The following is a 25,243-nucleotide window of genomic DNA, read 5'->3' on the forward strand; positions in this document are numbered from 1 at the left end:
TGGCGGCCTGTCACCTATTAAAATTACTTGAAGCTTCAATTTATTCCAAGTCCCCGGGAACCGTTTGTCAGCGAATGATCCGCCCGCCCAGCACCACGTGCTCCAGCGCCGTAATGGTCTCCGGTACAGCCCGCGGATCTTCCCGGCATACGACGACGTCGGCGCGGGCCCCCTCTTCCACTCCATCCGCTCCCAGCCAACTGCGTGCTGCCCAGCAGGCGGAGTCGAGGGCCGCGTCCATGGGGAGGCCGGCGCCGTGCAGGGCGAGGATTTCGTCGGTGATCCTGCCGTGCCGGATCACGCTGCCGGCATCGGTGCCGGCAAAGATGCGCACACCCGCTGCGTGGGCTTCCGCCACCCGCTCGAGCCTGCGTTCCCATAAGGCGCGCATGTGGGCTGCATAGCGCGGGAATTTCGCGTCCGCCTGGGCGGCAATGTCGGGGAAGGTGGCGATATTGATGAGCGTGGGCACGATCGGTACGCCCTGCTCCACGAACCGGGGCAGGTGGCGGGACAGGAGCCCGGTGGCGTGCTCGACGCAGTCGATGCCGGCGTCCAGCACCTGGTCCAGGGTGTCTTCGGCGAAGCAGTGCGCCGTCACCCTGGCGCCTTCGTCGTGCGCCGCCTGGACGGCATCGCGGACGACGGCGGCGGGAAACGATGGCGCCAGGTCACCGGCGCTGCGGTCAATCCAGTCACCCACCAGCTTGACCCAGCCGTCGCCGTCGCGCGCCTGCTTGCGGACGGCCTCCACGAGGCCGTCCGGTTCAACTTCCTCAGCGAAGCCGCGCAGGTAACGGCGCGTCCGGGCGATATGGCGCCCGGCACGGATCAACACCGGGAAGTCCCTGCCACCCTGCATCCAGCGGGTATCCGCCGGCGAGCCGGCATCCCGGACCAGGAGGGTTCCGGCGTTGAGGTCCGCCTGCGCCTGGTCCCTGGCGGCTGCGGGCTCCACGGGGCCCGCGGGGCCCAGGCCGATGTGGCAGTGGGCGTCCACGAAGCCCGGCAGGACCCAGCCGTCGAGTACCCGGCCGGGAGGAGTGTCCGGCTTGTTGAACGTGAGCCTTCCGTCCACCGACCAAAGTCCATGCCGCACCCGGTCCGGCGCGGTCAGGACGGGTCCACGGAAGTGGATGATGTCTGCCATGGGGCTCCTTTCGATGCCCGGTCAGGCTAGCACCGCAATTATGACAAGCCTGGTTCAGGGGCCTGTGGTAGCTTCGTTCCTGACCACACGGGTGCCCTTGCAGGGGCTGAGATCGGGCTGACGCAGCCTGCGACCGTTGAACCTGTCCGGGTAATGCCGGCGAAGGAAGTGAGTATTCCCTTGAGTACGCAAAACACGCAGTTGAACCCTGCCCTGCTGCCGTCCGCCGGGGAGCCCGGCGACACATCCGTTCCGCAGGTAACCCAGTCCCTGAAGTCCCATTCCCTCGCCTACCTTGCGGATGAGGCGTCCGGGATCCGGGTACCGGTGACGGAAATTTCCCTTGAACCATCACCCAACGGCCAGCCGAACGCACCCTTCCGGACCTACCGGACTGCCGGACCCGGCAGCGACCCCGTCCGCGGGCTGCAGCCCTTCCGCGCAGAGTGGATCGCCGCGCGCGGGGACACCGAACCCTACGGCGGCCGGGAGCGCAACCTGCTCGACGACGGCCGCTCGGCCGTGCGCCGCGGTGCTGCCTCCGCGGAGTGGAAGGGCGCACAGCCGGTGCCACGCCGCGCCGTCGACGGCCGGACGGTGACGCAGATACACTATGCCCGGCAGGGAATCGTGACGCAGGAAATGCGCTTCGTGGCGCTGCGCGAAAACTGCGACGTTGAGCTGGTCCGCAGCGAGGTTGCTGCCGGCAGGGCCATCATCCCGAACAACATCAACCATCCGGAATCCGAGCCGATGATCATTGGCAAGGCTTTCCTGGTGAAGATCAACGCGAACATTGGCAACTCCGCGGTGACGAGTTCCATCGCGGAGGAGGTGGACAAGCTGCAGTGGGCCACCCAGTGGGGTGCCGACACCGTCATGGACCTCTCCACCGGCGACGACATCCACACCACGCGGGAGTGGATCATCCGCAACTCCCCCGTGCCGATCGGGACGGTGCCGATCTACCAGGCGCTGGAAAAGGTCAACGGCGAGGCCAACGCCCTCACGTGGGAGATCTTCCGCGACACCGTGATCGAACAGTGCGAGCAGGGTGTGGACTACATGACCATCCACGCCGGCGTGCTGCTCCGCTATGTCCCGCTGACGGCCAACCGGGTGACCGGCATCGTCTCGCGCGGCGGCTCCATCATGGCCGGCTGGTGCCTGGCCCACCACCAGGAGAACTTCCTGTACACGCACTTCGACGAGCTGTGTGAAATCTTCGCCAAATACGACGTCGCCTTCTCCCTGGGTGACGGCCTCCGCCCTGGTTCCACGGCGGACGCCAACGACGCCGCGCAGTTCGCGGAGCTGGACACGCTCGCCGAGCTGACGCAGCGGGCCTGGGGGTACGACGTCCAGGTGATGGTGGAGGGGCCCGGCCACGTTCCCTTCCACCTGGTCCGTGAGAATGTGGAACGGCAGCAGGAGCTGTGCAAGGGTGCGCCCTTCTATACCCTGGGCCCGCTGGTCACCGACATCGCTCCCGGCTACGACCACATCACGTCGGCAATCGGCGCCACCGAGATTGCCAGGTACGGGACCGCCATGCTCTGCTACGTCACGCCAAAGGAACACCTGGGCCTGCCCAACAAGGACGACGTCAAGACGGGTGTCATCACCTACAAGATCGCGGCGCACGCGGCGGATCTGGCCAAGGGCCACCCGGGGGCGCACGAACGGGACGACGCCCTGTCCAAGGCACGGTTCGAATTCCGCTGGCGCGACCAGTTCGCCCTGTCCCTGGATCCTGTGACCGCGGAGGCGTTCCACGACGAGACGCTTCCCGCTGAACCGGCCAAGACGGCGCACTTCTGTTCCATGTGCGGCCCCAAGTTCTGCTCCATGCGGATCAGCCAGGACATCCGTGACGAATACGGGTCGGCAGACTCGCAGGCGGCACTGGCGGACATGGCATCCGGCATGCGGGAGAAGAGCCAGGAGTTCCTGGCCAAGGGCGGCAAGGTGTACCTGCCGGAACCGACGGTCGCTGCCGGCAGCTAGGACGCCCGGGCGGGCTGGCTTCGGCTGACCCCGCTGATGAACTGGCGGATGGCCCGGTCCCCGTCCAGGGAGTCCTGGGGCCGGTGCCCTCCCGCGGCAACGCGGTGCAGGGCACCGGTCTCCCTGAGGTACCCGGCAATTTCCTCATAAAGCGGCTCCCAGCCACCGGTCAGGACCAGCGTGGGGACACCGGGAACAATATGCAGCGGCGCATCCCAGGACGGCGCCTGAAGGCGCAGCCTGCGGGCGGAGCGTTTTTCCTCGATGGTGGCCGGCTGCTGGAGGTCGGTGGCGTAGACGCGGCGGACGAATTCGCGCTGGAAGTCGTCGTCACTGAGCTGGTGGCGGACGTCGAAAAGCGGCTGCATCAGGCTGATATGCGCGGCCGTGGCCGGCAGTTCCGCCGTCAGCGACAGGCAGGCCGGTTCCACCAGGGTCAGGGAAAAGACCAGGTCCGGGCGTTCCACCGCGGCCATCATGGCGGGGATCGCCCCCTGGGAGTGCGCCACCACATGTCCGCCGGCGGCGCCGCGGCCATCGTCGGCAAGCGACCTTAGGATGATCGCGGTGTCTTCCGTGAAGGAGGATTCCAGCGGCTCCGCGGCGGAATCGTAGCCGTGCCTGCGGAGGAACAGGGCATCATAGGCAAGTCCCATGCCGTGCTGGCGGGGCCATGCGGCGGCGCCAAAGGTACCGGCGCCGTGCACGAACACTACCCTCTGCTTGAACATATCCCAACCCTATTCCACGGTGCCGGCATCCCAACGAAAAAGCGCCAGGTGTCGTCTTGAGCGGTCAAAACGGCACCTGGCGCTACTCAGTTGGTTGCTACTTGCCCATGAACTTGTCGAAGCCCTTGGGAAGGTTCAGCTGGGACGGGTCGAAATCGCCGCCCTGCTGGCCGAAGGCCGCGCCGGTGGGCAGTGCCTTGGCAGCGTTGGCCCGGCGGGCCTCGGCCTCCTTGCGCTCCTGCGCAGCCTTGGCCGGGTTTCCCGACTTCGGCTTCTTTTTCGGCGCGTTCTTGGCGTTCTTGCGCGCACCGCCGCCGGCTCCGGGCAGGCCGGGCATCCCGGGCATTCCCGGCATGCCGCCCTGTGCCATCTTCTTCATCATTTTCTGGGCCTGGGCGAAGCGCTCCAGCAGGCCATTGACCTCGGAGACGTGGACACCGGAACCACGGGCGATGCGGGCGCGCCGTGAGCCGTTGATGATCTTGGGTGCCAGCCGCTCGTGGGGGGTCATGGACCGGACGATCGCCTCGACGCGGTCAATCTCCCGCTCGTCGAACTGTTCGAGCTGCTGCCGGATGTTCTGCGCGCCCGGCATCATCATGAGCATCTTCTTCATAGAGCCCATGTTGCGGATCTGCTGCATCTGGGCCAGGAAGTCTTCGAGGGTGAAGTCTTCCTGGTCGGCGAACTTCTTCGCCATGCGGGCAGCTTCGTCTTTGTCCCAGGCCTTTTCGGCCTGCTCGATGAGCGTGAGGATGTCGCCCATGTCCAGGATGCGCGAGGCCATCCGGTCCGGGTGGAACAGCTCGAAGTCGTCCAGGCCTTCACCGGTGGAAGCGAACATGACCGGCTTGCCGGTGACCGACGCAACGGACAGTGCGGCACCACCGCGGGCATCGCCGTCGAGCTTGGACAGCACGATGCCGGTGAAGTTCACGCCTTCGTCGAACGCCAGGGCCGTGTTGACGGCGTCCTGGCCGATCATGGAGTCGATCACGAACAGGACTTCGTTGGGGACGATGGCCCGGCGGATCTGGCGGGCCTGCTCCATCATGCCGGCGTCCACGCCAAGGCGGCCGGCGGTGTCCACGATGACGACGTCGTGCAGCTTCTGTCGTGCTTCCTCCACACCGGCGCGCGCGACGGCGACCGGGTCACCGGCGGGCTGGTCCAGCTCCGTGGAGGTGGCTCCCGGGTGCGGGGCGAAGACCGGCACGTTGGCGCGCTGGCCCACCACCTGGAGCTGGGTGACGGCGTTGGGGCGCTGGAGGTCGCACGCCACCAGCAGGGGGCTGTGGCCCTGGGCCTTCAGCCACTTGGACAGCTTGCCGGCCAGGGTGGTCTTGCCCGCACCCTGGAGGCCGGCCAGCATGATGACGGTGGGGCCGTTCTTTGCCAGCCGGATCCGCCGGGTCTCGCCGCCGAGGATCTCCACGAGTTCCTCGTTGACGATCTTGACGATCTGCTGGCTGGGGTTCAGGGCAGCCGAAACCTCGGCGCCGAGTGCGCGTTCGCGGACGCGGCCCGTGAATTCACGGACCACCGGAACGGCGACGTCGGCGTCCAAAAGGGCACGGCGGATCTCGCGGACAGTGGCATCAACATCGGCCTCCGTCAGGCGGCCCTTGCCGCGGAGATTCTTGAAGGTTGCTGTCAACCGGTCAGAGAGTGAATTGAACACGCGCCGTGAACTTCTTTCAGGAGATGATCGGGACTCGACTATCTAGGGTATCAAGTCAGGCACGGTAGATGGCATGCTGGCAAAATGACGAGCCAAACAACTGTCAAGACCCTGCTTATCCTCGGCGCCTCGGGCGACCTCACGGGCCGGCTCCTCCTGCCGGGCCTCGCCCGCCTTGTCGCGGCAGGCCGGGCGGAGGGCCTCAGCCTGGTGGGCGCAGGTTCGGATCCGTGGACACCGGAACAATGGCGGGAGCGGGTGGAGTCGTCCTTTGCCGCGGCGGCCGGCACAGCTGACCAGCCGGGGAAGGACGCCTTGGAGGCCATGCAGAAGGAGACGGCCTACCACCAGGTGGACGTCACGGCCGAGGGTGCCCTTGCTGCCCTGCTCGCCGGGCTGCACGGCCCGGTGGCCGTCTACTTCGCCCTTCCGCCCCGGATCAGCCAGCTGGCCTGCGAGACGCTCCAGCCGGCGGAGGTTCCGGAAGGGACCCGCCTGGTGATGGAGAAGCCGTTCGGCTCCAGTGAGGAGTCGGCCCGTTCCCTGAACCGGACCCTGAGCCGTCTTGTCCCGGAGGACCACATCCACCGGGTGGACCACTTTTTGGGCAAGGCCACGGTCCTGAACATCCTGGGCCTGCGGTTTGCCAACAACTTCCTTGAACCCGTGTGGAACCGGCAGCACGTGGAAAAGGTGGAGATCTTCTTCGACGAGGACCTGGCGCTGGAAGGGCGTGCCCGGTACTACGACGGCGCCGGCGCGCTCCGCGACATGATCCAAAGCCACCTCCTGCAGGTCATGGCCATCATGGCGATTGAACCGCCCGCCACCATCGGCGAGCGCGACCTCCGGGACGCGGTCTCCGCCGTCCTCCGCGCCAGCAGCGTCAGGACCCCCTTCACCGACTCAACGCGGCGGGCCCGCTACACGGCGGGTTCCGTGGCAGGCAAGGAGGTGCCGGACTATGCCAAGGAGGACGGGGTGGACCCGGCCCGGGGCACGGAAACCCTCGCCGAGATCCAGGTGGACATCGACAACTGGCGCTGGCGGGGCGTCCCCTTCATCCTCCGCTCGGGCAAGGCCCTGGGCGACAAGCGGAAGGAAGCGGTGGTCACCTTCCTTCCGGTGCCCCACCTCCCGCAGGGCTTTACCGGGGTGGACTCCCCCAACCAGCTGCGGATCGGCTTCGGTCCCGACACGCTGGAGTTCGACGTCGACGTCAACGGTCCCGGGAACATTTTCAGCCTGGGCCGGGTCACCCTGGAAGCGGAACTGAGCGCCTCCGACCTCCTGCCCTACGGTGAAGTGCTCGAAGGTGTCCTGACCGGCGACCCGCTGCTGTCCGTCCGGAGCGACACTGCCGAGGACTGCTGGCGGATTGTCGAGCCCGTGCTCAAGGCCTGGGAACAGGGCAAAGTTCCCCTGGAGGAGTACGACGCCGGATCGGCCGGGCCGGCGTCATGGCCCACCAACCGGCACAAGGACTGAGCCTTCACGGCAGACAGGACGGGCGGGAACCTTTCGGTTCCCGCCCGTCCTGTATCACTCTTCAGTTGTTGCCCTGCAGGGGACCGTGCCGCCCCGCCTAGATGGCGGCCACTCCGCGTTCCCCGGTCCGGACGCGCACTGCCTCATGGACGTCCATGGTCCAGACCTTGCCGTCCCCGGCCCGGCCGGTGTTGGAACTGGCAATGATCACGTCCAGGATGTCGTCGGCCTGTTCGTCAGTGGCCAGGACTTCCACCCGGATCTTGGGCAGGAGGTCCACGTTGTATTCCGCTCCGCGGTAGACCTCGGTGTACCCGCGCTGCCGGCCGTACCCGCTTGCCGCGCTGACGGTCAGGCCCTGCACGCCGTAGGCTTCCAGGCCCTCCCTGATGGCTTCGAGCTTTTCCGGCCTGACGATTGCAGTGATCAGTTTCATGCCCCCACGCTTTCCTTACCTGTTGCCGGCTGTGCCTTTTGCGCACCCGGTGCTGCCTGAACCGTCTCGCCCTGGCCCTTGCCGGTGATCATGTCGTGCAGCGGCTGGAAGCTTCCACCGTGGCCGCTGAGACCGAACTCGTAGGCAGTCTCGGCGTGCAGGCTGAGGTCCACACCCACCGTTTCCTGTTCCTGCGAGACCCGGAAGCCCATGGTCTTGTGGATGGCCAGCGCAATGATGGACGTCAGGACCGCTGAGTAGGCAATCGCGATGCCGGCTGCCGCGAGCTGCGCCCACAGCTGGGTGAGTCCGCCGCCGTAGAAGAGGCCGCCGCCAACACCGTCGGTGGGCAGTGCGATGAAGCCCAGGGCCACGGTGCCGATGATGCCGGAGACGAGGTGGACGCCGACGACGTCCAGGGAGTCATCGAAGCCCCAGCGGAACTTGAGTCCAACGGCGAGGGCTGAGGCGACACCGGCGACCACGCCGAGGCCAAGGGCACCGACCGGGCTGACGTTGGCGCAGGCGGGGGTGATGGCCACGAGGCCAGCCACGACGCCGGACGCGGCACCGAGAGAGGTGGGGTGTCCGTCGCGGATGCGCTCGGTGACGAGCCAGCCGAGCATGGCCGCGGCCGGGGCTGCGAGGGTGTTGATCCAGATGAGGCCGCCCTGTTCGGCAGTGGTGGCCGCGCCGCCGTTGAAGCCGAACCAGCCGAACCAAAGGATGGCTGCGCCGAGCATGACGAACGGGATGTTGTGCGGGCGGTGGTTGGGGTCCTTGCCGAAGCCCTTGCGGTTGCCGATGATCAGGACCAGGATCAGTGCTGCCACACCTGCGTTGATGTGGACCACGGTGCCGCCGGCGAAGTCGATGGCCGGGCCGAGGGCCTTGCCGATGGCGCCTTCGGGGCCGAAGAGGCCGCCGCCCCACACCATGTAGGCCAACGGGCAGTACACCAGCGTGACCCAGATGGGAACGAACACGGACCAGGCGCCGAACTTGGCGCGGTCGGCGATGGCGCCGCTGATCAGTGCCACGGTGATGATGGCGAAGGTGGCTGCGTAGCCCACCTTGATCAGCCCGTCGGGGGTGGTGATCCCTTCAAGGCCGAATGTGGCGAACGGGTTGCCCACAATTTCCATGAACCCTTCCCCGGAGCTCATGGAGGCGCCCCACAGGACCCAGACAACGCCCACCATGCCGATGGAGATGAAGCTCATCATCATCATGTTCAGGGCTGCCTTGGCGCGGGTCATGCCGCCGTAGAAAAATGCCAGACCGGGTGTCATGAACAGCACGAGAGCTGCCGCTACCATGACCCAAACGTGACCTGCGGTAAGTTCCATGGTGCACGTCCTCTCTCATCGAATCTTGCGGAATACTCCGCCTGCCAACGCCTTTTTGCGTCCTGTAATGAGTGTGTGGTCGGCGTGTTTCGCCCGCGGAGGATTTAGATTGCGGGCCTGTTACAACAACCTCTAGGAAGTAAATGGTGCATATCCGCCTTGTTACGGTTATGTTTCCGCACCCGCGCAGCCACCCGGCTCCCTTTCCAGCAAGGACTCCTGCACCATGACGGCACCACCCCGCGCAAGCGGCGCCACTTCGAGGTTTTTGGCCCGGCTGAGGCCCCAGCGGGAGAAACTCCCCCGGGACATTAAGGTGATGCTGGCCGCTGCGTTCCTGATCGCGCTTGGCTTCGGGCTTGTTGCGCCGGTATTGCCGCAATTCGCAACAACCTTCGGGGTGGGGAACACTGAGGCCGCTGTCATTGTGGCCATCTTCGCCTTCATGCGCCTGGCGTTCGCCCCTGCCGGCGGCGCCCTGATCGGCAGGCGCGGGGAACGCCCCATCTACGTTGCCGGGCTGCTGATCGTGGCGCTGTCCACTGCGGCGTGCGCCTTTGCCCAGGACTACTGGCAGCTGCTGCTTTTCCGCGGGCTGGGCGGGGCCGGGTCTGTGATGTTCACGGTGGCATCGATGGCCCTGGTGGTCCGGCTGGCGCCGCCCCGCAGCAGGGGCAGGGTCTCGGGGGCCTACGCGTCGGCCTTCCTGATCGGAAATGTGTGCGGGCCGATCGTGGGCGGCCTGCTGGCGGGACTGGGCCTGCGGGTCCCGTTCCTTGCCTACGCCGCCGCACTGCTTGTGGCCGCGTTCGTCGTCCAGACCCAGCTGAGCCACCAGCGCCGGGGAGGCGCCGAGGTACAGGACCGCGCCCCGGACATGCGCTTTGGCGAAGCGCTGGCTGCCGGAACCTACAGGTCCGCCCTGGTCTCCAGCTTTGCCAATGGGTGGGCGACCTTTGGCGTCCGGATGGCAACGGTGCCGCTGTTCGCTGCGGCGGCCTTCGGAGCAGGTCCGCAGGCCGCCGGCCTGGCACTGGCAGTATTTGCAGCCGGCAATGCCGCTGCCCTGACCTTCTCGGGACGGCTGGCGGACTCGGTGGGGCGGAAGCCCATGATGATCTCCGGCCTCCTGGTGGCGGCCCTGTCCACTGCAGCCATCGGCATCACCTCAGACCTGCCCTGGTTCCTGGCAGCGTCGACGCTCGCCGGCGTGGGGTCCGGTCTTTTCGGTCCCGCCCAGCAGGCCGCCGTCGCCGATGTCATTGGCAACGGGCGGTCCGGGGGCAAGGTGCTGGCGGTGTACCAGATGACGTCCGACGTCGGAGCGATCGTTGGGCCGCTCGTGGCGGGGATGCTGGCCGACAGGCTGGGGTTCGGCTGGGCTTTCGGCGTGACCGGCGGGGTCATGCTCCTTGCAGCCGCCGGCTGGCTGCCCACCCGCGAGACACTGCGCGCGGCCGGCTCCTAAGCGCCCCTGTCAGTTCAGCAGGGCGTCAACAAAGCCTTCGGTGTCAAAGGGGGCAAGGTCGTCGGCGCCTTCGCCCAGCCCGATGAGCTTGACGGGCACACCGAGGGTCTTCTGAATGGCGACGACGATGCCGCCCTTCGCAGTTCCGTCCAGCTTGGTCAGGACGATGCCGGTGATGTTGACCACCTCCGAGAAGACCCGCGCCTGGTTGAGCCCGTTCTGGCCGGTGGTGGCATCCAGCACCAGCAGGACCTCGTCCACCTCGGCCAGCTTCTCCACGACGCGCTTGACCTTGCCCAGTTCGTCCATCAGGCCCACCTTGTTCTGCAGGCGCCCGGCGGTGTCGATCATGACCACGTCGACTTCCTGCTCGATGCCGGCCTTCACTGCCTCGTAGGCAACCGATGCCGGGTCGGCGCCGTCGATGTCCGACTTCACGGTGGGAACGCCCACGCGCTGGCCCCACGTGGCCAACTGCTCAGCGGCAGCGGCGCGGAACGTGTCCGCGGCGCCCAGCAGGACGTCCTTGTCCTCGGCTACCAGCACGCGGGCAAGTTTGCCCACGGTGGTGGTCTTGCCCACCCCGTTCACGCCCACCACCATCATCACGGCGGGCTTGTCGGCATGCCGCTGTACGTTGAGGCTGCGGTCCATGGTGGGGTCCACAAGCTTGATGAGTTCTTCCCGGAGCATGGTCTTGACGTGTTCGGGGGTGCGGGTGCCCAGTACCTTGACGCGCTCCCGGAGGGCGTCCACCAGCTGCATGGTGGGTTCGGTGCCCAGGTCCGCGAGCAGGAGGGTTTCCTCCACTTCATCCCAGACGCTCTCGTCGATCCGGTCGCTGGACAGCAGCGCCAGCAGGCCCTTGCCCATGACGTTGTTGGAGCGGGCCAGCCGTTCCCGAAGCCGGGCCAGGCGGCCGGCGACGGGCAGCGGGGTTTCGACGGGAATGGTTTCCAGCCCGGCCGCATTGTCCGGAACGGTGGTGGTGTCCAGCCCTTCGAGGTCCACACCCTCCGGAGCCCTGCCTTCGATGGTTCCTTCGCGGTCCGCCACCGCCGTGCTTCCGCCGGAGCGGATTTCGGGGTCGTTGGCATCCCTGGTGCCCGGGTAGCGGGTGATGTTCCTCCGCGTCTTCAGCAGGACCGGAATCAGCCCGCCGATGACCACCAGCGCAGCAAGAATGGACAGAACAATGGGAAGGATGTCATTCACTCCCCTAGCTTCTCACAAACGGGCCGCCCGCTTCCGGCAGCCATCAGGCAGCTGACCAGCCGCTATACCTCGGCCCCCAACCGCTGGCTGATGACAGTGGAGACGCCGTCGCCCCTCATGGTGACCCCGTACAGCGCGTCCGCCACTTCCATGGTCCGCTTCTGGTGCGTGATGACGATCAGCTGGCTGGATTCCCGGAGTTCTTCGAAAATGGTGATGAGCCGGCCGAGGTTGGTGTCATCCAGGGCCGCCTCCACCTCGTCCATGACGTAGAAGGGCGAGGGCCGCGCCTTAAAGATGGCCACCAGGAGCGCCACTGCGGTCAGGGAGCGTTCGCCGCCGGAGAGCAGGGACAGCCGCTTGATCTTCTTGCCGGCAGGGCGGGCCTCCACTTCGATGCCGGTGGTGAGCATGTCCGCCGGGTCGGTCAGGACCAGGCGTCCCTCGCCGCCGGGAAAGAGCCGCCCGAAAACCCGGACGAACTGGGCCTGCGTGTCCTCGAACGCTTCGGCAAAGACCCGCTGGACCCTGTCATCCACTTCCTTGATGATGTCCAGCAGATCCCGCCGGCTCGCCTTCAGGTCCTCAAGCTGGGTGCTGAGGAACTGGTGCCGCTCCTCCAGCGCCGCGAATTCCTCCAGCGCCAGGGGGTTGACCTTGCCCAGGCTTGCGAGGTCCCGCTCAGCCTTCCGCAGCCGTTTCTCCTGCTCCTGCCGGACATAGGGCTTGCCATCCCTGATCTCTTCCCCGTCCGCGTCAACCGGGGCCCGCAGGGCCGCCCATTTGTCACCGGATTCCTCCGCCGGAACGGGCACCGGCACGTGCGGCCCGAATTCGTTGACCAGCGCTTCGGGGGTGATGCCCAGCTCATCCACGGAGCGGGTTTCCACCGCCTCGATCCTGGCGCGCTGCTGGGCGCGGGCGAGTTCGTCGCGGTGCACGTTGTCGGTGAGTTGGGCCAGCTCCCTGGCCAGGGCATCGTTCGCCTCCCGGATCTCCCGCAGCCCGCGGTCGCGGAGTTCGCGGTTCTCCTCGGCCAGGTCCCGTTCGTGCCGCGCACGGTCCACGGAGACGTCCACAAAGCCAAGAGCCAGTTCCACCCCCGAGGAAACGGCGGCCGCCCGCCGGGCCTGGATGCGGCGGCGGCGGGCGCGCTCTGCCGCCTCCTCACGGGCGCGGCGTTCGGTGGCGGCGGCGCGTTCCAGGGACGCCACCCTGTTGCGGGTGGCCACCAATTGCTCTTCGGCACTGCGCAGCGACAACCGTGCCTCGACCTCGGCCGCGCGGGCGGCGGAGGCTGCACGCGCCAGGGCGTCGCGCTGCTCCGTGGACGGCTCCTCTTCCACCGGCGCTTCCTGCGCCGCGGCCAACCGGGCAGCGACGGCGGCGAGCGCTTCCTCCTCCGCCGCGACGTTGCCTTCGGCCCGTGCCAGGGACGCTGCCAGCCGTTCGCTCTCGCCAACGGCGCTGCGCAGGACAGAGTTCAGGTGGCCCAAACGTTCGGCTACGGCGGCGAGGCGGGCGTCGGATTCGTGCAGTTTGTCGAGCGCAGCGTCCGCCTCTTCCTGCGCCCCCGTGCGCCGTGCCTCCGCGGCGGCCAGGGCGAACCTGTTCCGCTCCAGGTCTGCCGTGACCGCGGAAAGTCCGCGCCCGGCGTCGTCCACGGCCGCCTGCACCTCGAGGAGGGACGGCGCCTTGGCAGAGCCGCCCGTGGCGGAGACGGCGGTGAAGACGTCCCCTTCGCGGGTGACGGCGGTCATGTCCGGCAGTGCGTCAACCAGGGCAGCCGCGGCGTCGATGCCGGTTACGACGGCGGTCCGGGACAGCAGGTGCCGGACCAGGGCGACGTGCCCCGAAGGCCCATCGACCAGGCCCGCGGCCCACTGCGCTCCCTCAGGCAGCGTCACCTGGCCGCCATCCCCCTGGCGGGGTTCCGCGGCGGATGCGAGGAGCAGCGACGCCCGCCCGGCGTCGTCGTCCTTGAGCCGCCTCAGCACAGCGGCCGCCGCCTCCCCGTCCTGGACGAGCACTGCCTCTGACGCTTCCCCCAGGGCCGCGGCGACGGCCGGCTCGTACCCGCCCTGCACGGTGATCCCGGCAGCGAGGCTTTCCTGCACGCCGGGGAGCCCGGACTCCAGCACGTGCCTGGCACCGTCCTTGCGGTCAAGGCCGAGCTTCAGGGCATCGAGGCGCGCGGCGAGGGCGTCCCGCTTGCGGACCCCCTCGTTGACGGCGGCTTTGAGGTCCGCGATCTCCCCCAGCACGGCGTCCAGGACATCGCTGGCGGCCTCATAGTCGGCGTCAAGGGATTCCTCTCCCTCCTCCACGCCGGCCACCTGGTTTTCCAGCGCCGTGAACTCGGCCTGGGCACGGGCCCGGCGTTCAGTTCCGGCGGCAAGGGATTCACGCAGCCTTCCAAGTTCCGCCTGGGCGGACTCCACCCGGGACCTGGCCGCCGCGACCTGGCCGGCCAGCCGCGCCAGGCCCTCGCGCCGGTCCGCTGCGGCACGGAGCTGGGCGGTGAGCCGCTGGTCCTCGGCCTGTGCGGCCCGCTCCGCTTCCACCTTCGCTGCGCTGGCCGCGTCCAGGGTGCTCCGCCTGGACTGGATGTCCTGTTCGAGTTCGGCCAGTTCCTGCCGCACCCGGGCTGCCTGGCGCTCCAGCTGTTCGGGGTCCCGGCCGGAAGACGGCGCGGCATCGTCGGAACCCAGCAGCCGGCTCCGTTCCGTGGCGAGCGAGCCGAGCGACCGAAGCCGTTCACGGGCCGTGGACAACCGGTACCAGGTGTCCCTGGCGGCATTGAGCCGCGGTGTGGCCTCGGCTGCGAGCTGTTCCAACGCTGCCTGCTGCCTGCGCCCGGCCTCGAGTTCCTGCTCGACGGCGGTCCTGCGCGCCTTGAGCGCCGCTTCGTCCGCCACATCCTGCTCCAGGGCCTGCTGCAGCTGCACCAGGTCGTCGGCGAGCAGGCGCGCCCGGGCGTCCCGGACGTCGAACTGGACCCGCTGCGCGCGGCGGGCCACCTCGGCCTGCTTCCCAAGGGGCGTGAGCTGCCGCCGGATCTCCCCGGTGAGGTCGGTCAGGCGCTGGAGGTTGGCCTGCATGGCCTCGAGCTTCCGTACCGTCCGTTCCTTGCGGCGCCGGTGCTTGAGGATCCCGGCAGCCTCCTCAATGAAGCCGCGGCGGTCCTCGGGAGTGGCGTGCAGGACGCGGTCCAGCTGGCCCTGGCCCACGATGACGTGCATTTCCCGGCCCAGGCCGGAATCGGAGAGCAGTTCCTGGATGTCCAGCAGGCGGCAGCCTGCGCCGTTGATGGCATATTCGGACCCGCCCGTCCGGAACAGCGTCCGGGAAATCGTGACTTCGCTGTACTCGATGGGGAGTGCGCCATCGGTGTTGTCGATGGTGAGCGAAACGTGGGCGCGGCCCAGCGGCGGACGCCCGGACGTGCCGGCAAAAATGACGTCCTCCATCTTGCCGCCGCGCAGGGTTTTGGCCCCTTGCTCGCCCATGACCCACGCCAGGGCGTCCACCACGTTGGACTTGCCGGATCCGTTGGGACCCACGACGGCGGTGACGCCGGGTTCGAACTCGAAGGTGGTGGACGACGCAAAGGACTTGAACCCCCGGACGGTGAGGCTTTTGAGGTGCAAGGCTTTTCTGGTCTCCTGGAGCGGGTGGGGCATTTTGCTGGAACCGGGTTACTACAATCTACTGCGCAGGACCGACATTTCCCGGCAGCAGCACCCGGGAACCGGCGCGGGCACCGGAGGTGGATATGCGTGTTCCGGCACTGCAAAGGCATAGTTAAGCTCTTGAGCCTGCGCAGATGTGGGTACGGTCACCGCAGGAACGCGGGACGAAAACGAAGAGGGGCTTGAATTGGCAGGTAATGCAACCTTCCGCCACAGCAACACCGCGCTGCTCTCGGTGAGCAGCGTCGAGGCTCCAAGGATTGTGAGCTCCACGGACTTTGACCGGCGGCTGGCATCGACCCTGCAGCGGCTCAAGTTTCCGCCGCGGCTGCTCGAGCGCGTGGCGGGCATCACGCACCGCCGGTGGTGGGCTGCCGGTACATCGTTCGACGACGCCGCGGTGGAAGCCGGCGCCAAGGCCCTCGCCGAGGCCGGCATCGAAGCCTCCGACGTCGGACTGCTGATCAACACCTCGGTGACCCGGCGCAACCTTGAACCATCAGTGGCGGTGAAGATCCACCACAGCCTGAGCCTGCCGTCGTCAGCCATGAACTTCGACCTTGCCAACGCCTGCCTGGGCTTCGTGAATGCCCTGACCCTGGCAGCCAACATGATCGACTCGGGCCAGATACGCTACGCCGTCATTGTCAACGGCGAGGACGCCCAGCTGACGCAGGAGGCCACCCTGGCCCGGCTGCAGCGGCCCGAGACAACGCGCGATGACTTCAACCGGGAGTTCGCCACCCTGACCCTGGGATCCGGGGCGGCCGCGGCCGTCCTGGGGCCCGCCGACGAGCACCCGGGAGCACACCGGGTGGTGGGCGGCGTAATGCGCGCCGGCACCGAACACCACGAGTTGTGCGTGGGCGGCATCGACGGCATGAACACCGACACGAAGGGGCTGCTCGACGGCGGCCTCCAGCTCGTGGTCGATGCATGGCAGGAAGCCCAGCCCGAATGGGACTGGGCCGCGATGGACCGCTACGTCACGCACCAGGTCAGCAACGCCTACACCCAGGCCATCATCGATGCGATCGACCTGGACCCGGACAAGGTGCCCATCACGTTCCCGCACTGGGGCAATGTGGGTCCGGCATCGCTCCCCATGACGCTCGCAGCCGAGGCGCAGTCGTTGGGCAGCGGTGACAGGGTGTTGTGCATGGGCGTCGGATCCGGCCTGAACACCGCAATGCTGGAAATCGTTTGGTGATCGCGGACTGGCCGGGCGTCAACCCCGAGTGGTCGCGCCACATCGATGTCCCCTCCACATCGGGGGCTGACTCCCCCGGCACGGTGCGCCGCTGGCACCTGCTGGACAATGGCGGGGAACTGGCACGCCGCGGCCTGGCTCCCCAGGGAACCCTGTTGTGCGTTCACGGCAATCCCACGTGGTCCTACCTGTGGCGGAGCCTGCTGGCCGCCGGATCGGATCCCGCGCACCCGTGGCGCGTGGTGGCCGTGGACCAGCTGGACATGGGTTTCTCGGAGCGGACCGGGACCTTCCGGCGGCTGGCGGACAGGATCAACGACCTTGGCGACGTGACCGCCGCCCTGGACCTGGCAGGGCCCGTGGTCTCGGTGGGCCACGACTGGGGCGGGGTCATCAGCCTCGGCTGGGCGCTGGCCCACACCGACCAACTGGCCGGCGTGGTCCTGACCAACACCGCCGTCCACCAGCCCGCCGGCTCCCCCATCCCGCCGGCGCTGCGCCTTGCCCTCCACCCTGCCGTGCACCGCTGGGGCACCACCACTACCGATGCTTTCCTGCGGGTGACGCATTCGCTGGCACACCCGCCGCTGCCCGCGGACGTGCGGAACGCCTTCATGGCCCCGTACCGCAGCGCCCCACGCCGTGCGGGGGTGGGCAACTTCGTGGCGGACATTCCCGTTGACGCCTCACACCCCAGCTTTGCTGCCCTCAACGGCGTGGCGGACGGCGTGCGCGGCCTTGAGGTGCCGGTCCTGATGCTGTGGGGCCCACGGGACCCCATCTTCTCCGACCGCTACCTGAAGGACCTGCTCACCCGCCTCCCCCACGCGGACGTGCACCGCTACGAGGGTGCGGGGCACCTGGTGGCAGAGGACCGGAACATCGCGCCGGCGGTCTTCGACTGGCTTGCCGGCCGCCTCACGCACGGCGGGGTCAGTGTTGCTGACCGTGGCCCAGCTGCTGAAGGCGACGCGGTCACTGGACCCGCCGCCCCGGCTGACGGCCGTGGCTTCACGCCCTTGTGGACGCTTCTTGGGGAGCTGGCCGGCGGCCCGTCCGCGGGCGGAAGGGCCGTCGTCGAAATGGCACCGGATGGCACGGTGGCCCGTTCGCTCACCTGGCGGCAGCTGGAAGAAAGCGTCGGGCACCTCTCCGCAGGCCTGCAGGGGGCCGGAGTAGGACCGGGCAGCCGGGTGAGCCTGATGGTCCCGCCCGGGGTGGACCTGACCGTGGCCCTGTATGCCTGCCTGCGGCTGGGAGCCGTGGTGGTGGTTGCCGACGCCGGCCTGGGCACCAAGGGACTGAGCCGGGCGGTCAAGGGAGCGACGCCCGATGTCCTGATCGGGATTGACAAAGCCCTTGCCGCTGCCCGGGCACTGGGCTGGGCGTCCAGGCGCATCAGTGTGCAGGACCTGCCGGCAGGTCGGCGCCGGCTCCTCGGGGTGGAGACCTCACTCGCCGCCCTGGCCAGGGCAGGCGCGGGGCGTGCCGCTGCCGGCACCGCTCCCGCCTCCAGCCCGGACGCAGACTCCCCGGCCGCCGTCCTTTTCACGTCCGGCTCCACCGGTCCCGCCAAGGGCGTGTTGTACACCCACCGGCAGCTTGCGGCCATGCGGGACACCGTGGCGGGAACCTTCGGCATCAAGCCGGGCCAGAAGCTGGTGGCAGGCTTTGCGCCGTTCGCCTTGCTGGGGCCGGCGCTGGGAACCGTATCCGTAACGCCGGCCATGGATGTCACAGCGCCCCGGACCTTGACCGCGCGCGCCCTGGCCGATGCTGCAGCGGCCATCGACGCCACGGTGGTCTTCGCGTCCCCTGCCGCCCTGCGCAACGTCGTCGCCACCCGGGACGGCCTCAGCCCGGAGGGCACCGCTGCACTCGGCCGCGTCCAGCTGCTGCTCTCTGCCGGCGCACCGGTTCCGGAACCTCTCCTTGCGGAGGTGCAGCAGCTGCTGCCCGCCGCCTCGTTGCATACCCCCTACGGCATGACCGAGGCCCTGCCTGTCACCGATATCAGCCTCGAACAGGTCCAGGCCGCGGCGGCCGACGCCGAAGCCGGAAGAACGCCAGGGGCCGGCAACGGCGTCTGCGTAGGGCATCCCGTCCAGGGCGCCCGCATAGCCGTGATCCCGTTGGCGGCTGACGGTACCGCCCCGGGGGCTGAGCCGGTGACGGAACCGGGGGTAACGGGGGAAATCCTGGTCAGCGCGCCGCACGTCAAGGACGGCTACGACAGGCTTTGGCTGACCGGGCAGGCGAGCGCCGGGCCGGCCGGCTGGCACCGCACCGGAGATGTGGGCCATTTCGACGCCGATGGCCGCCTGTGGGTGGAAGGGCGCCTGGCGCACATCATCACGGCGCCCCCTGGAGTGGTCACCCCGGTCGGCGCCGAACAGGCCATCGAACGGCTGGACGGTGTCCGGATGGCAGCCGTCGTGGGCGTGGGGCCCGCGGGCACCCAGGCCGTCGCCGCCGTCGTCGAAACCGTACCGCCGGCCCGTAAGGCCGGCCCTGCGGGCACGGACCTGGCCAGGAAGGTACGGAGCGCCGCCCAGGGTGCAGGCGTGTCCGTGGCGGCAGTCCTGGTTGTCCCCGCGCAGCCCACCGACATCCGCCACAACGCAAAGATCGACAGGTCGCGGCTGGCCCAATGGGCCTCGTCAGTGCTGGCCGGCGGCCGTCGGGTGGCGCCGTGAAAATCCTGGTCACCGGGGCAAGCGGCCTGCTGGGACGAGAAGTGGCAGGGCTGCTGGTGCGCAGGGGCCACGCCGTCACCACCTTCCAGCGGCGTCCCTCAGAGATCGACGGCGCGGCGGACCATTGCGGTTCGCTCACCGACGACGCCGCCGTCAGGACTGCCGTGAGGGACACCGAGGCAGTCATCCACCTCGCGGCCAAAGTATCCTTCACCGGCCGGGCCGACGAGTTTGACCGGGTGAACGTGGAGGGAACGCGGCGCCTGGTCCTGGCGGCGCGCGAAGCCGGAGTCAGCGACTTTGTATTTGTCTCCTCACCGTCGGTGGCCAATTCAGGCGCCGCCATCGCCGGACTCGGCGCAGAACCGGCCGATCCGGCACGCGCCCACGGCGACTACGCCCGCACCAAAGCGCAGGCGGAGCTTTTGGCCCTCGACGCGGACGCCCCGGGCTTCCGCGTCGCCGCCGTGCGGCCGCACGTGGTCTGGGGACCCGGTGACACCCAGCTGGTGGAACGCGTGCTGGCGCGGGCGGCCCGGAACCGCCTGCCGCTGCTGGACGCGGGCGCCGCGCTTATCGACACCACGTACGTGGACAATGCGGCGGCGGCGATCGTTGCGGCCCTGGACCGTATCAGTGAAATCCACGGGAGGGCGCTGGTTGTCACCAATGGCGAACCGCGGCCGGTAGGCGAACTGATTGCCGGCATCTGCGCCGCCGGGGGCGTTCCCGCGCCGTCGTGGTCCGTACCGGGAAAGCTTGCCCGAATTGCGGGATCAGTGGTGGAAAAAGCGTGGCCCAGGCTCGGCAAAGAGGACGAACCGCCCATGACCAGGTTTCTTGCTGAACAGCTGTCCACGGCACACTGGTTCGATCAGCGTGAGACCCAAAAACTCCTTGCCTGGACTCCCGCCGTCTCCATCGATGAAGGCCTTGAGCGGCTGGCGGACTACTACCGCTCCCGCTGAGCCGCTTCACCGGCGCTGGGGCGCCAGGCTCCCGTGACGTTGCCGGGACAGCTCATGGGCGCAGGGCCCATATCCCGGTGACGACGGGCCCCAGGGGCCTGTGTGGATTTCCACACACCTGCCCGAAATGGTTTTCCATTTCCTGCAGGCGCGTCCCGGCCGCCCCTAGACTCTCGCTTACAGGGCTGCCTGCTGGCTGGCGTTGGTGGTCTCAAAAGGTCTTTCGGACCGGTTCCCGCCAACGCTTTCCAACTGCCAGTGCAGACAGCTCCGGTTATTGGGTCCTGACGCAGGGACAACTGAATATCTTGGTTTGGCTGCCCCGGGGGGAGCGGCTTTCGGCAGGGACGCCAATGTCCCGCCGATACTTTCGCTTCAACCCAGGAGTTCACAATGCCAGCATCGAAGGCGCATCACCGGCTGGTCCTGAAAAGGACAGCTGCCACGTTGGTACTCGCTCTTCTTGCAGCATTGCTTCCCGCATTTGCACCCCTGGGAGTCCTCCAGTCCGCCTACGCCGCGGACCCTTGCGCGCCGCTGCTCAATCCCATTGCGTGCGAGAATTCGAAACCGGGCAGCCCGTCCTCGGAATGGGACATCGACGGAGCCGGTGACAGCACCCTGCAGGGCTTTTCGACGGACATCAGCGTCAACGCAGGCCAACCGCTGCAGTTCAAAATCGATACAACCGCCAGCAACTACACCATCGCGATCTACCGGACCGGGTGGTACCAGGGACTTGGTGCCCGGAAGGTCGCCGATGTGGTTCCCTCCGCGCTCCGGCAGGCCCAGCCGCAATGTACTTCGGACGTGGCCACCGGACTTTACGACTGCGGCACGTGGGCCGTCTCCGCCACGTGGCAGGTCCCGTCCACAGCCGTCTCCGGCATCTACCTTGCAGTCCTCAACCGTCCCGACACCGGCGGCCGGAGCCACATCACCTTCATCGTCCGCAACGACAGCAGCCAGGCCCCTGTGGTCTTCCAGACCTCCGACCCGACCTGGCAGGCCTACAACACCTACGGCGGTTCCGATTTCTATGAAGGCGGCAGCAACGGGCGCGCCTACAAGATCAGCTACAACCGGCCCGTCGCCACCCGCAGCGGTCCCGATGGACGTGACTTCTACTTCAGCAATGAGTACCCCCTGGTCAGGTTCCTCGAAAAGAACGGCTATGACGTCTCCTACATCAGCGGCGTGGACACTGACCGGAACGGTTCGCTGCTGCTCAACCACAAAGTGTTCCTGTCCGTGGGCCACGACGAGTACTGGTCCGGCGCCCAGCGCGCCAATGTCGAGAAAGCGCGCGATGCCGGAGTGAATTTGCAGTTCCTGTCCGGCAATGAAGCCTACTGGCGCACCAGATATGAACCGTCGAAAACGGACGGGGCGGCGTACCGCACCCTGGTCTCCTATAAGGAAACCTGGTCGAACGCCAAAATCGATCCGAGCACTGAATGGACGGGAACGTGGCGCGATCCCCGCTATGCCGCACCCGCCAATGGCGGCGGACGGCCGGAGAACGGCCTGACAGGCACGATGTACATGTCCAACTTCACGGACCTGCCGGTCACGGTGAGCGCAGCGGAGGGGAAGTCCCGTCTGTGGCGCAACACGTCCCTTGCCTCGCTCCCCGTGGGAGGCTCCGCCCAGCTTGCGCCCCACACAGTGGGCTACGAATCGGACGAAGATCTGGACAACGGTTTCAGGCCTGCAGGACTGGTCAGGCTCTCCACCACTACCGGGGCCGTGGACCAGTACCTGCAGGACTTCGGCAATACCGTGAAGCCCGGCACAACAACCCATAACGTCACGCTGTACAAGGCCGCCAGCGGGGCCTTGGTGTTCTCTGCAGGCAGCGTGCAGTGGACCTGGGGGCTCGACCAGCAACATGACGGCCCCGGCGCGGCTCCTGATCCCCGGATGCAGCAGGCGCAGGTCAACCTTCTGGCGGACATGGGAGCCCAACCCGCCACTCTTGACGCGGCATTGACGGCTGCGAGCGCCAGCACCGACACAGCAGGACCGACGGTGTCCATCACCTCCCCCGCAGACGGCACCACCATCGCGCACGGATCGTCCGTGACGGTATCCGGAACCGCCACCGACACCGGGGGCATCGTGGCCGGCGTCGAGGTGTCAACGGACGGCGGCAACACCTGGCACCCTGCCCAGGGAAAGCAGAACTGGACGTACACCTACATCCAGAAGGGCCTGTCCACCGCCAGCATCCGGGTCCGGGCAATCGACGACAGCGCGAACGCCGGCACCGCGGCTACCCGGAGTATTTCGCTTAGCGGCCCGTACACCGTCTTCGGGCAGCAAGTCCCCGCGGTGGACGACGGCCAGGACGGCGGAGCCTACGAACTCGGCATGAAGTTCACCCCCACCACCGACGGTTTCATTACCGGCGTGCGCTTCTACAAGAGCACGTCCAACACCGGAACCCATGTCGGTTCGCTGTGGAGCCCTGACGGACAGCGGCTTGCCAGCGCTACTTTCGCTTCCGAGACCGCAACCGGCTGGCAAAAGGTTCTCTTCACCCAGCCTGTGGCTGTCACCGCAGGGACGACCTACACCGTCTCCTACACCGATCCGAAAGGACATTACGCGGTCAAGGACTACCAGTGGGCGTACTTCGGCTTCAGCGATCCGCCCATGACGGTGGCGGGAGGATTCGGAAGCCCGGCGGCAGGCGTCTACGGCAGCCCTGATACGTATCCGTCCGCCTCGTACGGCAACGGAAACTACTTCGTGGACGCAGTCTTCGACACCACGGACAACACTCCCCTGACGGCCTCGGGACAGTGGCCGTTGCCGGGATCCTCAAGCGTTCCCCAGTCGACCACCGTGGGCGCTGTATTCTCCAAGCCCGTGACGGCCTCCAGCGTACAGCTCAACCTCACGGCCGCGAACGGTACCCAGGTGGCCGGAACAACGGTGTACGACTCCGTGAGCCGCAAGACGACCTTTACGCCGTCCTCCCCGTTGGCGCTGGCGACGACGTACACCGCCGTACTCTCGGCGACTGCTTCCACGGGCGGCACCCTGACGGCGGGAGGGACGTGGTCGTTTACCACAGTCGTCTCTCCACCGACCCCCGGCACCTGCCCATGCAGCTTCTACGACGACTCGGTCCAGCCCGGCATCCCGGAGGTCAAGGACGGGACGCCGCTGACCCTGGGCATACGCTTCTCCAGCACCGCTGACGGCACTGTGACCGGCGTGCGGTTCTACAAGTCGGCAGGCAACACCGGAACCCACACCGGAACGCTCTTCTCGGGGTCGGGCACCGCCCTGGCGACTGTCACGTTTGCGAATGAGTCAACCTCGGGATGGCAGACGGCCTACTTCAACCAGCCAGTGGCAATGACCGCAAACACCGAATACATCATGGCGTACAAGAGCACCACCGGCACGTATTCGGCCACTGTCAACGGCTTTGGTTCCGGCCTCTCGTCGGGCAACCTCCGGGCGGTGTCCGACGCCGGAGCCTACTCCTACACCAGCGATTTCCCGGCCAACCGCTCGACAACGAGTTACCTGGTGGACGTCGTGGTCCAGTATCCGGATCCGCCGTTCACCGCGACCGGCCAAACGCCGCTTCCCGGCTCGTCGAGTGTTCCCCTTAACACCCTGGTATCGGCTACGTTCTCCAAGCCGGCCACAGCCTCAACGGTTGCCCTGGTCCTTACCGGGCCTGATGGAGCGGGAGTGCCAGGGGCCACGGCTTTCGACTCCACGGCCGGAAAGGTGACCTTCACACCGTCCGTTCCCCTGAACCCGTCCTCAACCTACACGGCAACCGTCACTGCCACGTCCAGCACAGGGCAGCAGCTCAGCGCCGGCGGCAGCTGGACCTTCACCACGGTTCCTCCGCCACGGGTCGAAGGCACGTGCCCCTGCACGCTCTACCAGGACACGGTGACGCCCACCACCCTCGAGGTCAAAGACGGTGTCCCGCTGTCACTGGGAGTGCGGTTCGCCAGCTCCGCCAGTGGCAACATCACCGGAATCAGGTTCTACAAAGCCGCTGGAAACACCGGAACGCACACGGGAACGCTGTTCACCGCGGCAGGGCAGCAACTGGCCAGCGTCACGTTCTCCGGGGAATCCACCGCCGGGTGGCAAACGGCAACCTTCAGCCAACCAGTGGCCATAGCCGCCGACACTGAATACATAGCCGCCTACAAGTCCCCCACCGGCACCTACTCCTACACCCAGGGCGGGTTCTCCACCGGCTTCACCAGTGGCCCGTTGCGCACCACGCAGGGCTCGGGCGGATACTCGTACAGCAGTGATTTCCCCGGCAACTCGTCCAGCAACAGCTACCTTGTGGACGTGGTCTTCACAAGCACAGCCACAGCGTCGCTGACGGTCAGCTCCCTCTCACCCGCAGCTAACGCAACGGGGGTGGCGGTGGACACCAAACCCGCACTGACGTTGTCAGCGGCGGTACAGCCGGGCTCGGCGTTGCTGCTTTCCACCGGAGGAACCAGCATTACGGGCAGTTCCGCCCTGTCGGCCGACGGGCGGACCATCACTTTCAGCCCCGCGCAACTCCTGCCGGCGGGCGCTGCCATCACGGCAAGCGCCAGTAACGTGGTTTCCACGAGCGGCGCCGTCCTCGCGCCCACCTCCTGGCAGTTCACCACCGCGAGCCCCCCGCCACCCAGCCAGACGCTCTTCTCCAGCATTCAGCCGCAGGTTGCGACGTCTACGGAGACCCGGGCCATCGATCTGGGTACTGCGTTCCGGACCACGGCGCCCGGGACGGTTACTGCCCTGCGCTTTTACAAGGGGCCAAACAATACCGGAGTCCATACGGGCGCCCTGTGGGATCCGTCCGGCGTCAAGGTGGCGGGGGTGACCTACGCGAACGAGACAGCGAGCGGATGGCAGACAGCCGTCCTCTCAACGCCCGTCAGGCTCACGGTGGGGTCCACGTATGTGGTGTCCTACAACGCCCCAGCGGGCAAGTACTCGTACACCAGCAACTTCTTTACCAAAGACTGGACCAGCGGGGTGCTCGTGGCTCCAGCCGCAAAAAACGGTCTCTTCAGGTATGGGACGGGAACGGCTGTGCCCAACCGGACATCGTCCGGCACCAACTACTTTGTCGACGTTGTCTTCGCGCCGGATCCGGCCTGAA

At 67.5% G+C, this 25,243-nt stretch carries 14 protein-coding genes and 1 riboswitch; of the genes, 7 read left to right on the top strand and 7 right to left on the bottom strand.

All coding sequences use genetic code 11. From position 1 onward, the window contains the following. Positions 1-67 precede the first annotated feature (67 nt). A complete protein-coding gene (locus LDO22_RS05510) occupies positions 68-1,150 on the bottom strand; it encodes an amidohydrolase family protein (protein WP_224026397.1) in 1,083 nt (360 codons plus the stop codon). 77 nt (positions 1,151-1,227) lie between these two features. After that, a riboswitch (TPP riboswitch) is annotated at positions 1,228-1,335 on the top strand. Positions 1,336-1,351: 16 nt separating this feature from the next. On the opposite strand from LDO22_RS05510, the gene thiC reads away from it, so the two are divergent. Next, positions 1,352-3,157, top strand: a complete 1,806-nt coding sequence (gene thiC, locus LDO22_RS05515) for a phosphomethylpyrimidine synthase ThiC (protein WP_275967215.1) — start codon at positions 1,352-1,354, stop codon at positions 3,155-3,157. Here the strand turns inward: thiC and LDO22_RS05520 are convergent. Further along, entirely contained in the window at positions 3,154-3,888 is a 735-nt protein-coding gene (locus LDO22_RS05520; protein WP_224026398.1) for an alpha/beta hydrolase, read from the bottom strand. The genes thiC and LDO22_RS05520 overlap by 4 nt on opposite strands. 97 nt (positions 3,889-3,985) lie before the next feature. Further along, the gene (gene ffh, locus LDO22_RS05525; RefSeq protein ID WP_159631738.1) at positions 3,986-5,569 is read right to left on the bottom strand and encodes a signal recognition particle protein; all 1,584 of its coding nucleotides are present in this window, start codon (positions 5,567-5,569) and stop codon (positions 3,986-3,988) included. 84 nt (positions 5,570-5,653) lie between these two features. On the opposite strand from ffh, the gene LDO22_RS05530 reads away from it, so the two are divergent. After that, the gene (locus LDO22_RS05530) at positions 5,654-7,057 is read left to right on the top strand and encodes a glucose-6-phosphate dehydrogenase (protein WP_224026399.1); all 1,404 of its coding nucleotides are present in this window, start codon (positions 5,654-5,656) and stop codon (positions 7,055-7,057) included. A gap of 97 nt (positions 7,058-7,154) precedes the next feature. On the opposite strand, the gene LDO22_RS05535 is transcribed toward LDO22_RS05530, so the two are convergent. Both LDO22_RS05535 and LDO22_RS05540 read right to left on the bottom strand, forming a co-directional pair. After that, positions 7,155-7,493 (bottom strand): P-II family nitrogen regulator, encoded by a 339-nt coding sequence (locus LDO22_RS05535; protein WP_159631736.1) that lies wholly within the window; start codon positions 7,491-7,493, stop codon positions 7,155-7,157. Then, the gene (locus tag LDO22_RS05540; RefSeq protein WP_159631735.1) at positions 7,490-8,842 is read right to left on the bottom strand and encodes an ammonium transporter; all 1,353 of its coding nucleotides are present in this window, start codon (positions 8,840-8,842) and stop codon (positions 7,490-7,492) included. The genes LDO22_RS05535 and LDO22_RS05540 overlap by 4 nt, the downstream gene beginning before the upstream one ends. Before the next feature lie 226 nt (positions 8,843-9,068). Here LDO22_RS05540 and LDO22_RS05545 point away from each other — a divergent pair, with 226 nt between their 5' ends. After that, positions 9,069-10,310 carry an MFS transporter gene (locus LDO22_RS05545; protein ID WP_224026400.1) on the top strand — a complete coding sequence of 414 codons (1,242 nt, stop codon included), beginning with the start codon at positions 9,069-9,071 and terminating at the stop codon, positions 10,308-10,310. A gap of 9 nt (positions 10,311-10,319) precedes the next feature. Here LDO22_RS05545 and ftsY read toward each other — a convergent pair whose 3' ends face one another. Both ftsY and smc read right to left on the bottom strand, forming a co-directional pair. Next, positions 10,320-11,525 (bottom strand): signal recognition particle-docking protein FtsY, encoded by a 1,206-nt coding sequence (ftsY, locus tag LDO22_RS05550; RefSeq protein WP_159631734.1) that lies wholly within the window; start codon positions 11,523-11,525, stop codon positions 10,320-10,322. A gap of 62 nt (positions 11,526-11,587) precedes the next feature. Next, positions 11,588-15,175, bottom strand: coding sequence for a chromosome segregation protein SMC (gene smc / locus LDO22_RS05555; RefSeq protein ID WP_224026401.1), 3,588 nt, complete (start codon positions 15,173-15,175; stop codon positions 11,588-11,590). A gap of 229 nt (positions 15,176-15,404) precedes the next feature. Here smc and LDO22_RS05560 point away from each other — a divergent pair, with 229 nt between their 5' ends. From LDO22_RS05560 to LDO22_RS05575, 4 genes are all read left to right on the top strand, one after another. After that, complete coding sequence (locus LDO22_RS05560; RefSeq protein WP_224026402.1) at positions 15,405-16,427, top strand: 3-oxoacyl-ACP synthase III; 1,023 nt, start codon at positions 15,405-15,407, stop codon at positions 16,425-16,427. Further along, on the top strand, positions 16,421-19,123 hold the full coding sequence (locus LDO22_RS05565; RefSeq protein ID WP_224026403.1) for an alpha/beta fold hydrolase: 2,703 nt from the start codon (positions 16,421-16,423) through the stop codon (positions 19,121-19,123). Before LDO22_RS05560 ends, LDO22_RS05565 begins: the two co-directional genes overlap by 7 nt. Continuing rightward, a complete protein-coding gene (locus LDO22_RS05570) occupies positions 19,120-20,091 on the top strand; it encodes an NAD-dependent epimerase/dehydratase family protein (RefSeq protein ID WP_224026404.1) in 972 nt (323 codons plus the stop codon). The genes LDO22_RS05565 and LDO22_RS05570 overlap by 4 nt, the downstream gene beginning before the upstream one ends. 393 nt (positions 20,092-20,484) lie before the next feature. After that, positions 20,485-25,242 carry a DUF4082 domain-containing protein gene (locus LDO22_RS05575; RefSeq protein ID WP_224026405.1) on the top strand — a complete coding sequence of 1,586 codons (4,758 nt, stop codon included), beginning with the start codon at positions 20,485-20,487 and terminating at the stop codon, positions 25,240-25,242. Position 25,243 lies beyond the last annotated feature (1 nt).

Source organism: Arthrobacter sp. NicSoilC5 (assembly GCF_019977395.1).
In the GTDB taxonomy this organism is placed as follows: domain Bacteria; phylum Actinomycetota; class Actinomycetes; order Actinomycetales; family Micrococcaceae; genus Arthrobacter.

What these genes read in the sequence shown, in the direction of transcription:
- LDO22_RS05510 (WP_224026397.1), bottom strand. Translation starts at nt 1,150, where the DNA reads ATGGCAGACATCATCCACTTCCGTGGACCCGTCCTGACCGCGCCGGAC.
- LDO22_RS05520 (WP_224026398.1), bottom strand. Translation starts at nt 3,888, where the DNA reads ATGTTCAAGCAGAGGGTAGTGTTCGTGCACGGCGCCGGTACCTTTGGC.
- LDO22_RS05530 (WP_224026399.1), top strand. Translation starts at nt 5,654, where the DNA reads ATGACGAGCCAAACAACTGTCAAGACCCTGCTTATCCTCGGCGCCTCG.
- LDO22_RS05535 (WP_159631736.1), bottom strand. Translation starts at nt 7,493, where the DNA reads ATGAAACTGATCACTGCAATCGTCAGGCCGGAAAAGCTCGAAGCCATC.
- LDO22_RS05540 (WP_159631735.1), bottom strand. Translation starts at nt 8,842, where the DNA reads ATGGAACTTACCGCAGGTCACGTTTGGGTCATGGTAGCGGCAGCTCTC.
- LDO22_RS05545 (WP_224026400.1), top strand. Translation starts at nt 9,069, where the DNA reads ATGACGGCACCACCCCGCGCAAGCGGCGCCACTTCGAGGTTTTTGGCC.
- LDO22_RS05575 (WP_224026405.1), top strand. Translation starts at nt 20,485, where the DNA reads ATGCCAGCATCGAAGGCGCATCACCGGCTGGTCCTGAAAAGGACAGCT.